Source organism: Flavobacterium sp. N3904 (assembly GCF_025947305.1).
In the GTDB taxonomy this organism is placed as follows: Bacteria; Bacteroidota; Bacteroidia; order Flavobacteriales; family Flavobacteriaceae; genus Flavobacterium.
Genome location: NZ_CP110009.1, coordinates 3,395,290 through 3,408,943, shown reverse-complemented (window position 1 = coordinate 3,408,943; position 13,654 = coordinate 3,395,290). Strand labels below are relative to the sequence as shown.

The 13,654-nt window shown below is 38.2% G+C and carries 6 protein-coding genes; 2 read left to right on the top strand and 4 right to left on the bottom strand.

The genetic code is table 11. The features are described 5' to 3' along the window. Window positions 1-10: 10 nt before the first annotated feature. From OLM57_RS14460 to OLM57_RS14445, 4 genes are all read right to left on the bottom strand, one after another. Window positions 11-433, bottom strand: a complete 423-nt coding sequence (locus OLM57_RS14460) for a hypothetical protein (RefSeq protein ID WP_264564395.1) — start codon at window positions 431-433, stop codon at window positions 11-13. Between the two features lie 2 nt (window positions 434-435). Continuing rightward, window positions 436-7,041, bottom strand: coding sequence for an RHS repeat-associated core domain-containing protein (locus OLM57_RS14455; RefSeq protein ID WP_264564394.1), 6,606 nt, complete (start codon window positions 7,039-7,041; stop codon window positions 436-438). Between the two features lie 6 nt (window positions 7,042-7,047). Then, complete coding sequence (locus tag OLM57_RS14450; RefSeq protein WP_264564393.1) at window positions 7,048-7,497, bottom strand: T9SS type A sorting domain-containing protein; 450 nt, start codon at window positions 7,495-7,497, stop codon at window positions 7,048-7,050. A 796-nt stretch (window positions 7,498-8,293) separates the two neighbouring features. Continuing rightward, entirely contained in the window at window positions 8,294-8,569 is a 276-nt protein-coding gene (locus OLM57_RS14445; protein WP_264564392.1) for a helix-turn-helix domain-containing protein, read from the bottom strand. 618 nt (window positions 8,570-9,187) lie between these two features. Here OLM57_RS14445 and OLM57_RS14440 point away from each other — a divergent pair. Together OLM57_RS14440 and OLM57_RS14435 are read left to right on the top strand one after the other, a co-directional pair. After that, on the top strand, window positions 9,188-12,217 hold the full coding sequence (locus OLM57_RS14440; protein WP_264564391.1) for a SusC/RagA family TonB-linked outer membrane protein: 3,030 nt from the start codon (window positions 9,188-9,190) through the stop codon (window positions 12,215-12,217). 17 nt (window positions 12,218-12,234) lie between these two features. Continuing rightward, on the top strand, window positions 12,235-13,653 hold the full coding sequence (locus tag OLM57_RS14435; protein WP_264564390.1) for a RagB/SusD family nutrient uptake outer membrane protein: 1,419 nt from the start codon (window positions 12,235-12,237) through the stop codon (window positions 13,651-13,653). Window position 13,654: the final 1 nt, after the last annotated feature.

The following is a 13,654-nucleotide window of genomic DNA, read 5'->3' as shown; positions in this document are numbered from 1 at the left end:
TTTTGATTTCTTATTTCAAAAATTTATTCAGGATTGCTAATCTATCTTTATTATTTATATCAAGAAAATTTGATGATAGTAACTTGTAAAAATTATCGTTATTAATTCTTTTATCTTTAAAATCTTTACTACTATAACAATTCATTTTCAGCCCGTAAACATAAACATTTCCATCTTCTTTTTTCTGATACTTATATTCACTACTGCCTATGGTTTTTATTACTTTACAAATTTTATCTTTTGTATAGTAAATTTTAAAAGAAATTTGTAATGCATTTGCATCTTGTGTTTCAAGAAAACATAGAATAGCTTGTCCATAAATTTTAGGATAGTATTCGAATATATATAGATTTTTATCGTCAGTTGAATAACTTTGGCTTTCACTTTTATACGAATTAAAAAGCATCAGTACTGTAATTATTAATAGTTTCATTTTTAATGATTTTGAAGATAATATGAAAATAAATCTGGTCTGATTCCTGCTGTATAAGCCCATGTTGTAGCATATAAAAAATATGGGTGTAATCCAATATTAGGTATACCATTAAGCCAAAGAGATAATGAAGACATATTAACGCAATTTGTTGTTGCACCTTGATATGGTAATATTTTACCTAAAGTCCGAACAAGATTTACTGCATACTTGTTTACAGTAACGTCTACTGGTAGTGTTCCAGCAAGATGATAATCAGATGTACTTTTCCTAAGTTTAAGAGCAAACCCCAATTTTGTACTTGGAACTTTATTGTCATCTGGCCCATAAGACATTAAAGAGTTTCCTGTATTTTTATCTTTAATGGAACTATGAGAAATAAAATCACTATTATCTGTATTTAGAGTTGCTTCTGTACTATTTATAACTTGATTTATATCCGCAATATTCGCTAAAGCTCCTAACCCATAACCCAAATTTTCCATAAATGAATTACCTTTTTTACCAAGATAACCAAATTCTCCTGTACTAAAATTAAAACTTCCAAATCCAAATCCGACAGAAATATCTGTATGCCCTCCAGAATAAGCATTACTAGCAATAGAATTTGTTAGTGAAGCACTAGCGATACCTAAAGTGTTTGCAAAGGGAATATCAGCAGTAGCAATTGTACCTCCTATATATCCTGATACAGCACCAACAATAGCACCTCCTAGCATATTACCCCATGTTTTACTTGAATTAAAATTCCAATTTCCTATATTATATTCTCCATTATTTGCCATTGCACCCCCACTATAGGCTCCAATAACAGCACCTATAATAACAGCAAACCATATAAACTCTCCGCTATAATCCGCATACTTTAAAGGATTATTCCAACAATACCCATACCTGTTATAGTTCTGAGTATTAAACGGCTCCTGCACATAATTATCTGGTTGTAAAAAACGATGTAATTTAGGGTCATAGATACGACCATTCATGTTGATTAACCCAACACTCTGCAAATGCTCATGACCAGTATATCCTCTATCGAGAGCAGTTAATCCAGCCAAAGCAACTCCAGCTCCGTTTTGTACTTTTACAATACTACCCCAAGGATCAAAAAGGCGTTTTTCTATAACGGCTCCTGCTTGATCTGTTATGGCAAGTATCGAACCTTGGTAATCACGATGCAAATATAAATATTTTTGGGTTGTACCGTCACTTTTTACCAGTAGAGGAGCTGTGTAAGCGTCTCCACCTATATAAGTTACAAATTCTATAGGCCCTCCAGTTGTTATATCTTGTTTAATCTCCATACTGCCATCAGCAGAATAGTATTTTCTATACTTACGTAATAGTTTATCATTTTGTGTACCACCATAGTACATTATACTTCTATCGTTGTTATCGTTATAAACAAAACTGAGTTTGTCAATTCCAACATCCTCAATTTGTATAGGACTCTTGAAGGTATTGTAAGTTATGTTTTGGTTTTGTTTCCCCTGATAATAGGTTAATGCATTTGGTGTCAAGGTTACAGAAGTGTTTCTGTATGCTTTTTGGGCATCGGGATCCTTATAGTTATAAGTCCCAATATCATTTTTGGTTATTCTTCCACGATTATCATAGTCTTGTGTCGTTGTAGATTGTTTTGCAGCCGTAACATTGTCTATAATAAAAACGTTTATAGCGGTGGTATTGGCTTTTTCTATTCTTAGGTTTAGAATACTGTATTGTGTTACCGTATGGGTTATACTAATCGCTCCTCCAGTTGCTACTGTTTTTAAGTATTTAACCACTGTTCCCGAGCTTGGGTCTTGTTCTTGAATGTAGACGTTTAGAACATCTGTTCCCTGAATTTTTTGCAAAGTAAAATTCAGGGTTATTTTATCGCCTATTGTCGCTCCTGTAAGTAGTATTTTCTTTACTGTAGCCCCGCTAGCTGTAGCTTGTGTTTGAAGTGCGCCACCAGAACTACTTATAATTGCTCCACCTTCCGTTTGATATCCTTCAGTATCTGTGGTACTAAAGGTATTATTAAGAAAAGAATCGTCTGTAATAGTACTAATTAACCTATCCTGACTATCGTATTGAAAAGCTTCTTTGTACCCAAAAAGACTATTATTTCTAGTTGTCAAATTACCTCTTTGGACATCAAAGGCAGTTTCCAACTTCATCACATTAGTAGTTCCCAGATCATGTTGCATTTTGGTTACATAACCATAAGTATCATACGTATTGGTTATAGTCATCGTATTGCCCAGCACAGCACTTGTTAACTGACCTCTTGCGTTTGTATCTTTGGTTTCCCATAATACTTTTGTGTTTGGCGAGTCTTTAATTTGCCATAAATATCCGTTTTTGTAAAAATTTTGATTTGCTACGATACTATTACTGCCTAATGTGGCTGTGTTTTTCGTAACATCTGTCCTTCCAAAAGAATCGTAGCTTATGTCTTTTATAAAAACAGGCCCCATCGAGTTAGTTTCTGTAACTTTTGAGAGACGCTTCTTTGTATCATAAATATATTCAGTCGTTATTTTAGTATTCGAAATGATATCATTAAATTCTGTTTTTATTAGCAATTTGCTTATGCCATCATAAGTATATGCTGTAGTACTATTGGTTGCACCAATATTGGGATCGGTTATAGTTTTACTTTCTAACTTTCCAAATTTATCTAAATTATAGGATGTTATACCGTTTGGTGTAGTTTCTGATGTTGTTTCACCAAATAGATTGTATTTATAGGAATACAACCCTGCTGAGGAATCAGTCAGAGTCGTTTTTCGCCCCCAACCATCTTGGGTAATGGTAGTTTTTACAGTATCGTAATTGGATTCTTTTAAATTTCCATTGGCAAAATAGGTATAGTCTATTTTGCCTCCTGGCGTATCAATCATGGTGATCACGTTGCCTATGGCGTTTTTGGTAGATTTCTTAGTTTTAATGTGGTCGTCTACTGTTGTTGTTAATCCTGCATATGTAATATCTATCTTTTTTCCTGTAAAAGACGTACTCTGAGTTGGTCTGCCGTAGTTGTCGTATAAAGTTTCATTCCACTGGGTTGCGCTTGCTCCAAAATACGGTTCACTTGTTTTGTAATTCCTATCGTAAATATCGTACAGGTAATCAACGTATGAGAACGTACCATTTATATTCTTAACTCCAGATTTTATTTTTCTGCCCAAATCATCAAAAGTCTCTTCACTACCGCTGCCATCGTCACCTGTCGTTGTGACAATTGTTTTTTCGGTACTGCGGACATAAGTATACGTATTGCTTTTAGTTAAATAATCAGTACTTTTTATTTTTTTGAACCAAACATCATAACCATAAGTAGTTGTCAATCCATACGGATTGGTTTCAGAAGTTAGCACACCACTACTGGTGTTATAAACGAAATTTGTTGCCAGTCCTTCAATATCGGTGCTTTTGATTAGAAATCTACCCGAAGTGTCGTATTGGTAACTGGTTACTCGTGGATCTGGTGCTGGATTGGGAGCTACGGCTGGAACGGTTATTGTTTTTTTGATAATATTTCCAAAAGCATCATATACATTGTCCTCAGTAATATAATCATTTAGATCATTGCCTCTTTTCTTTATTTGCGTTAGTAAATGATTGGTGTAAATGTATTTTTCTTCACTAGTCATTACATCACCTGCTACAGTTACACTTTGGGTTCTATTTATAAGCCGACCTATATAATACGTACCTGTAGTTTGTTTGTCATAGGTTAAATTTGTAACAGTGGTCTGTTCTACTGTTACTCCATTTTTGACTTTAGTGGTTGATTGAATAATATTATTATCAGAATCATATAATGGTGTTGTTTCGCTACTGGTATTGTCTAAGCCATTGAATTGCTCTGAAAAAATATTCTTCAGTTTAAAAACTTTGTTAGTTTGCAAAGCATCAGCAACGCTATTATAGGTAAGAATTGATTTTGAGATAAAATCTGTCGGAGCAAAACTACTGGAAGGAGAGAATAAATAAAGAACAGAATAGTTCTCAGAATTGGCTCCTCTTTTGGTCATATCAAATTTAGAAATATTTGATATAATTATTTTTGTATCATCATGCCAATTAGTACTCATCGTTGATCTAAATCCTTGAAAGCCCAAACCTTCCATATTAGATACAGCTCCATTATAAGCATATAATTGCTTTTTTTTGACTGAATTACTTTCTTTTTCTAACATAGATACAACTTGAAAACCTGGTGCGACTGATATGTCTACATTGGGATAATTTTCAATTCCCTCATTCGCTAAATATAGAGGATGACAATTATAAGTACAGGGATCTTTGACTAAAGGACTGTAAGTAATAGTTTCTTTGACACCATTACCAGTTGTTATACTTTTTAAGTTAGATTCTACACTAAAATCCCTTTTCGACTGAAAATAGACAATTACATTTTTTCGAACACAAGCTATTTCTAATTTCTTATTTGGTTGATTCGAATTGTAAAAAATCGGAATTGCATAAGGGTCTAAATTGACTAAATCAACTGCTGTTACAGTTGTTACATTTAGGGTCTCGTTATAATTAAAAGTTCCATTTTTATTATAATTAACAGCAAGCCGCGCAGAACCATAGTTTGTTTGTGCATTTGGAGAATAATTAGAAAGTGAAATTAAATCTGTTTTCCCATCATTATCATAATCCATGGGAATATATCTATAGACAAAATTAGCTGTATTTGGAGGATATGTTGTACCTGGATAATTTTGTTCTTCTTTTATAAAATCGATTCCGTTTGAGGTATATTTGTACCATTCTGTATGACCGTCATTTTTTGAAGCATATTTTGGCATTAAAAAATCGGACTTACCATCACCATTATAATCCCCAATTAGAATAACTTTATCATTTAGTGTTATTTCTAAATCTTGCCTAGTAGTAAGCAAGACAAATTGGTTTGCATCATTTAATGAATAAACTTGTACTTTTCCTGTATCAAAAACAAAAATATCAGACTTACCATCGCCATTAAAATCGGCAACCATGAATTTACTAAATGAAGAGCTTATAATAGTTCCAGACGAAACAACAGAATTGTTTGTTATCCTTTTGTCCAAGTTAACAAAATAACTATTTCCTCCACTACGTATACCAAAACTACTACAGCTACTGGGATTGTAGTTAATTTCTTTTTCTATAACTGTTACATCTGTTAATCCATCACCATTAAAATCACCATTTACATAACTTTTAGGAATATCATAATAAACATTTGTCCATGTAGAATAATCCCCACAAACTTTTGGATATCCATATACAGCTTGCGGAAATTGATAATTCTTTTCGTATTGAAAATAAATTGGATTAGCTATTTCAGAACTATAGTTTGAAAATATAGTAGCCAATCCACTTTTTTTAATTAGTGTCCAACCTTGCTTTTGCATTAACTTATAACCCGTATTTATGTCTCCTTTTATTAGAGACGATGCAAAAATATCTTCAAATAGGCCACTGGTGTATGAAACACTTGTGTTTGAATTCACTCCATTATTTAGATTGGGATAAAGTCTAAATTTCGATTTGGTTTGTGTGCCAGTAATTGGATATGATATAAAATCCATAGAACCATCCCCGTCAAAATCTCCGGAAACAGTTGCATTATTATACAGAGAGATATCTTCCGTACTTGTATTTGAAAATATATTGGTGTATGTTATTGAATCATTTGCTACACCATAAGTAAAAACAGTAGGATTATAACTAATACCCGTACTGCTTTTTTCGGTAATACTAGTCAATCTTTCATACAATAGAGAAGTAGGATCCTGCTTCAGAACATAATATCTAAAACCAACTCCACCATTGCCAGTTACTTGGATTTCACTTAGTATATTATTTCTAATGACACTTTGCCCTCCAATATAAGCTTGTTCAGGTCTTTGTCTTGGTCTGTAAACAAATTTTACTTGGTTGATTGGTGTATTTGTAGTGGTAGCGCCGTATTTAATATATTCAATACTCAAATTATTATTGGCCAATATATAACTATAACTTATACGAACTCCTTGCGGATTCTCCCAATACATAATTGCCCAATCTGTAATGGATCTAGAATCGGTAGAATTACCATATTGAGCTTTGGATCCATCAGGATATTCAACTATAAAATAAGCTGGACCATAATTTGCACCGCTGGGGTGTACACCATAAGAAGTAATTTTTATATTAGAAAAATTTTCTGTTTCATAGGTTGTTAAATTTGCACCATAAGTGCCGCTTTTCGCAATCAATCGCTGTCCGTCAAATGCAAAACGATCTAAACTATTAAAATCGACGGCATCAATAGTCTCGTCATGAAACTTGGTAGCAGAAATTCTTGTAATTGTTGATACCCCTGAAATATTCCAGCCATATCCAGCCATACCATTTCCGCCTTGGCTATTATAAACTAAACTAACTTGTGGAACGATACCATTAATACCTGGTGGCACGGCTATAGGAACAGCATAAGTAGCACCTCCAGAAAGCGAGACAGAAAGTTGTCCTTCGGTTATACCAACTTCATTGGAAGTTCCAGTCGGAGCAGTTGTTTGTGCAGTAATATATAAACTATATGCGAAAATTGTAAGTGTATAGTAAAATTTCTTCATACTAAATTATTGTTTGATGATTTTAATAGTTTTTTGATCTCCACTACTATATTCTAAAACAATAAGGTAGGCTCCTACAGGGTATATTTGAAAAGGAATTGTTTGTGAGTTATTTTGATCTGATTGTGAATAGGATCTTAACAACTGACCATTAAAATTATAAACTTGCAAAACTTTGACATGGTTACCATCGACAAGTTCCCATTTTAAGTATAACTCTTCTCGCACTGGATTGGGATAATAAGAAATATCATCTTCAGGAAAGAATTTTTGCAAATCATCAGGAACTAACGCTTCTATCTCTTTAGGCTTAACATCACTTTTTTTACCTATGCATCCTATTATACAAAGACTGCGGCTCTTTTGATTTCCTGCATTATCGTAGCCAAATGATAACTGTTGGGAATGACACCAAATCCCGCATAAGAATAATAATAAAGTAAAGTATTTATTCATTTTTAGTAAAGTTATTAAGAATAATGATTTGTGATAATTTTTGTTTTTAACATTTTTATAACAAAATATTTTTGCTAAATTGCTACATTTTATTTAAACATACAATACCCACTTTTGGTGATATTTGCATGACTATTATATTTATTTTCCTATAATTTATGCTTTTTTAGTTAATTTTGGTTTTTTAAAGCTAGTTGAAACAAGAAATTTATTGATTTTTAGAAAAAGAAATAATTTGTAGTAGACAAAGTGATTAAGCACTATAGATTTAAACTCAAAATAAGAATCATGTTAGATTTACATCGCATGATATAGTGTTCAATTCCGGAATTGAACACTTCAAATTAATTCGTAGATTAGGTAGTATTAAGCTCTTCACGATTAATTTCTGTCCCCAAAAAAATAGTTTAGTGTGTAATTCGCGAATTACATACTAAACTATTACAGTGTTTTTTTAAATTTAAATAAACAAAAAAGAATTTTATTTAAAAAATGCATACAGAATCTCCCTATTTCCTTTTCCTCCAACTCCCATTATAATACCGATTCCTCAATCGCTCATAAAACTTCCCTCTAAGGTAAAGTCCAACAAGCCACAACAGAGCAAACCCTATGATTTCATACCATTCCATACCTCAAATATAGAACGTCTAGAAAGTTGCACTTTTATCATTAAATCAATTACTCCCGAATTGACAACTTTTAATCCCGATTTGATAAGTATTTTAAAATTGTTATAAAACAAAAAAAGATGCTTTACAGCATCTTTTGGGTGGTATTGGATTTAGGTCAAATCTTATTTTTGGTCATTTATTTTTAATTTTTTGTCAAATTCTTCAACTCTTTTAAAAAAAATTGAAATACTTATTTTATAATATTCACATAATAGAAATATTGTACTTGATGAAATATCTCCGTCTCCAGTTTCTATTCGTGCCATATTAATTGTTATATTCTTTGCATCAAAAATATCAGCAACAACTGCACCCTGTGATAAATTAGTTTCAGCTCTCAGTTCTTTAAAAACCTTTCGCATTGCTGCCAATAATTCATTATTTTTTATCTCTTTCATAACAATTTCAAATTGACACAGAAAAAAATAACAACACAACAACATGTATGTTCTTATTTTTTATATATTTGTCATGATATTACTATCAAATAATATTAAATTTGCGATTCTTCATATCAAAATATTGAAGCATTCGCTTAGAATCTCGACTTTGAAAACTGGTAATTTTTGCAACGAGATAATAAGTAAGATGCTCACGTCCTATGGCGTGGGCTCACTTATTGTTGCAGGGTATACCAGTACCTCAAAGTCAATAAGCTGAGTCCCATGCCATTTTTTTATGCCTTTTATTTTAGGTAAAAACTCCAGCTTTTATTCTTAGCAACGCTTCTTTTTAAGTTTCGCAATACAATTAGCTTACTGAATTAGTCGGGAAAGGCACTGCCACCGTCTGGCTGCAACAGGCAACGGCAGTTGGCTTTCCTATTTAATAAACCTTTAAATAAAATGCCTATGAAATAAAAAAATTGCATCCACTCTTTCAGTCATCCATCAAACTTTCGACTTTAAGACTTAAGTCTTTTGACTAACAAAAAAATGGCCCTCTAACTCTTCTTGGCGGACGAATAGAGGACCGTAGCTAATAAAACTAACGTTTCACTTAACCAACCCAATATTATGAATAATTTTTCATTATCCAGGGGTGGAAAGGCTTTTTGTTTCTTGTTTTTTATGGGAGCGATGCTGTCTTTTTTACCTGTTACAGCCAAAAATCTTCTTCGGATACCCATTGCCACAACCCAACAACATCAAATACAAGGTGTTGTCACCGATGGTAACAGTCCTTTGGCCGGCGTAAGCATTTCGAGACAAGGAAAATCGGGTACTGCGGCTGTGTCGGATTATAGTGGTCATTACTCGTTTGCTGCAATGCCCGATGCTATTTTAGTTTTTACCTATATGGGATACCGGACCCAAACGGTGTATGTGCAGGGGCGAAGCACCATCAACATCAGCCTGCAGGAGAATACCACCAAACTGCAGGAGGTCAAGATCAATGCGGGTTACTACTCGGTAAAAAACAGCGAGCGTACTGGTAGTATCTCCAAAATTACTTCAAAAGATATCGACAAACAACCCGTGACCAATATACTAGCCACGATGCAGGGACGAATGGCGGGCGTCAGCGTCACCCAGGATGCGGGAACGCCTGGAAGTGGTTTTCAGGTCAACATACGCGGGATGAACAGCCTGCGGACAGAAGGAAACGAACCGCTGTATATTATTGACGGGGTGCCCTTTTCGTCGGAAACCATCGGATACAGTGATACCAACAACGGGATGCCCACGCCAACAAGTCCGCTGAACAGCATCAATCCCAATGATATCGAAAGTATCGAGGTGCTCAAGGATGCCGATGCCACCGCTATTTATGGCTCTCGTGGTGCCAATGGCGTGGTGTTGCTGACCACCAAAAAAGGCAAGGCGGGAAAAACCACGGTGACGGTTATGGCCTCTTCGGGGTTTGGGAAAGTCACCAAAATGATCGACCTGATGGATACACAGCAGTATCTGGAGATGCGAAGACAGGGTTATGCCAATGACGGTGTTACGGCCTATCCTGACTGGGCGTACGACATCAACGGGACGTGGGACCCCAACCGATACACCGACTGGCAGCAGGAACTGCTGGGCGGCACTGCCGTGATTACCAATGCTCAGGCATCGGTATCGGGTGGGTCGGATTTGACCCAATACCTATTAAGTGGCAATTACTATACAGAAACCACGGTAGTGCCGGGGGATTTCAAGTACGACAAGGCCACGGTGCGTTTCAGCATGAACCACAGCACTGCCGACAAGAAGTTTAAGCTTACGTTCTCGACTGGGTATACCACCCAAAACAATTTACAGCCACAGGAGGACGTGAGCCGTACGGCGCGGAATCTGGCGCCCAATGCACCCGCGCTATATGATGCCGATGGCAACCTGAATTTTGAGAACAGCACCTTTCAGAATCCGCTGGCGGCACTGCGCGGCATCACCACGGCCAAAACCAATGACCTGGTCGCCAATACCGTGCTGAGTTATCAGATTGCCCCTGAATGGGAGCTGAAGGCCAATCTAGGACTTACCGACCTGAACAATGCAGAACAGCGTTTGCTGCCTTCGACCATGTACGATCCCGCCTATCATCTGGGCAGTGACCGCTCGGCGATGTATGCGAACACGACAGGAAGGCAATCCTGGATTGTGGAACCGCAGCTGCGCTGGTACCGTGATTTTGAAAACAGCAAAATTGATATCCTGCTGGGTGCAACAGCGCAACAGCAAACGACCTCACGACTCTATCAGTTTGGAAGGGGATTTGCCAGCAACAGCCAGATTACCGATCTGGCATCGGCCACGCAGAAATCCATTTTTGCCAGCGATGAAACGGTCTATAAATACCAAGCCTTTTTTGGGAGACTTAATTACAGCTTGAACCAAAAATACATCGTCAATCTCACCGGCAGGAGGGACGGTTCGAGCCGTTTTGGTCCCGGAAAACAATTTGCCACTTTTGGGGCTATTGGTACGGCATGGCTATTCTCCAGAGAAAATTTCCTGAAAGAAAGCACGCTTTTGAGCTTTGGGAAACTGCGGGTCAGTTACGGGGGTTCGGGCAACGACCAGATTGGCGATTACCAATATATGGATACCTATTCCTCTTCGGGACTGAACTACAATGGCGTGATTGGGGTAGACCCCACACGGCTGTACAATCCGGATTTCAGTTGGGAAACCAATCAAAAACTCGAAGCCGCGCTCGATATGGGTTTCTTTGCCGATCGTATTTTCCTGACTGCTGCGTGGTACCGCAACCGGTCCTCCAACCAGCTGGTGGGGATCCCGCTGCCGGGGACGACAGGATTCAGTTCGATCAACGCCAACCTGAATGCCACGGTGCAAAATTCGGGTTTTGAATTTACGCTGCGGACTTTAAACATAGAAACCGATCGTTTTAAATGGTCCACCAATTTCAATATCTCCTTTTTGGAGAACAAGCTGCTTTCCTTTCCCGGACTCGAGGGCTCAACGTATGCCAACAAATACGTGATTGGGGAATCGACCAGCATTGTCAAGGTGTATCAGTTCAATGGCGTGAACCCGCAAACGGGACTCTATGAGGTGGAGGACGTCAATAGGGACGGAATGATTACGGCAGCGGATGACAAAAAAACGGTTGTAGATCTTAGTCCGCAGTATTTTGGTGGCCTGCAAAATCAGCTGCAGTACCACAACTGGCAGTTGGATTTTTTGTTCCAGTTTGTCAAGCAACAGAATTATGATTACAATCCGAGTGTTCCGGGGGGCAGCAATTTCAACCAGCATACTGATATGGTTCATGCCTGGCAGCAGCCGGGGGATCAGGTTCCGTATCAGATGAATACGTCGGGCGAGAATGGGGAGGCCGTCAATGCCTACTATAATTATCTGGACAGTAATGAATCCATTGTGGATGCGTCGTTTATACGCCTGAAAAACATTGCGTTGAGTTATGATGTGCCGTTGCCAACAAGCAAAGGGGTGCATTGCAGGCTATCGCTACTAGGGCAGAACCTACTGACCTTCACGCCCTATAAGGGAGGTGATCCCGAATTTAAATACACTGCCTACCTGCCTCCGCTAAAAGTAGTCACGGCAGGGGTAACACTTACTTTTTAACCTTAATACCTATAGTTATGATAAAGATACGTACTGTTTTTAAAAAGCGGCTTGGCAAAAGTGCCAAAGCTTTGACTACCCCTAATCGCTTGCTGCTTGCCCTTTGTTTGACACTGGGGAGCTGTGACAGTTTTGTCGAAGTGGACCTTCCCGCCTCGCAATTGACCGCCCAGACTGTATTTGAAGATACCGGAACGGTCAATGCCGCGATGGCGGGGCTGTATGCCAAAATGAGGGATGGGGGTGTGCTGAACGGCAGTTCTAGCGGCGGTTCGTGCAGTCTGGGACTCTACGCCGATGAACTGGATTATTACTATCCCTATTCCCCCAGTTATTTTTATACCAATTCGCTGTTTGCCGGGGAATCGGGGGTCGGCGATATCTGGAACAAAAGCTACAACCAGATCTATAGTGCCAATGCGGTGATGGAGGGTTTGGAAAATTCGACTGCCATCGCGGCAGCGGACAAAAATCAGTTCCAGGGGGAAGCCCTTTTTGTTAGGGCCTTGCTTCATTTTTATCTGGTGAATCTCTATGGCGCCGTACCGTATATCACCACGACGGATTACACGCAGAACAGCAAAGTCACCCGACTGCCAGTCAACGAAGTGTATGGGCTGATTGTAACGGACCTGAACAAAGCGGTTGGATTGCTGGCGGAAGATTACGTTGCGCCCGGACGCATCCGTCCCAACCGCAGTACGGCCAGTGCTCTGTTGGCACGCGTTTACCTGTATATGGGCTTGTATGCGGAAGCCTCTAATGCCGCTTCGGCCGTGATCAATAACCCACTGTATGTCTGGGAGAGCGATCTGGATAAAATATTCCTTAAGGACAGCAGTACCACGATCTGGCAATTTATGCCCAACACTCCCGACAGTAATACAATTGAGGGAAGCCTGTACATTTTTATTTCGGGGCCACCCAACATAGTGGGACTCCAACCCGAATTGGTGCATGCCTTTGAAGCGGGTGACCAGAGAAAAGCCCATTGGGTCACCGAAGTGACCGACGGAGTTTCGATCTGGTACCATGCCTCCAAATACAAAGAGCAGTATCCCACTGTAAGTTCGGTTGAATATTCCATAGTGTTGAGGTTGGCGGAGCAATACCTGATCCGCGCCGAAGCCAGGGCGTATCAGGGCGAGCTGATCGGTGCCAAGGAAGATCTGAACCTGATTCGCACCACGGCCGGGCTTGCCCCAACCACCGCTGTGACTGAAGTGGAGATTGTAGCGGATATTCTGGAGCAAAGACGCTTTGAACTGTTTACTGAATTTGGGCAACGTTTTTTTGATTTGAAACGAACTGGAAAACTGGATCAAACTTTATCCACATCCAAAGTGGGATGGAATACCACCGATGCCCTATGGCCTTTGCCTGCGCTCGAACTGAATTCCAATCCGAATTTGAATCCGCAAAATCCGGGCTATTAAT

Bases quoted from the DNA above. Each gene is read 5' to 3' on its own strand.
- OLM57_RS14435 (WP_264564390.1), top strand. From the start codon at position 12,235: ATGATAAAGATACGTACTGTTTTTAAAAAGCGGCTTGGCAAAAGTGCC.
- OLM57_RS14440 (WP_264564391.1), top strand. From the start codon at position 9,188: ATGAATAATTTTTCATTATCCAGGGGTGGAAAGGCTTTTTGTTTCTTG.
- OLM57_RS14450 (WP_264564393.1), bottom strand. From the start codon at position 7,497: ATGAATAAATACTTTACTTTATTATTATTCTTATGCGGGATTTGGTGT.
- OLM57_RS14455 (WP_264564394.1), bottom strand. From the start codon at position 7,041: ATGAAGAAATTTTACTATACACTTACAATTTTCGCATATAGTTTATAT.
- OLM57_RS14460 (WP_264564395.1), bottom strand. From the start codon at position 433: ATGAAACTATTAATAATTACAGTACTGATGCTTTTTAATTCGTATAAA.
- OLM57_RS14445 (WP_264564392.1), bottom strand. From the start codon at position 8,569: ATGAAAGAGATAAAAAATAATGAATTATTGGCAGCAATGCGAAAGGTT.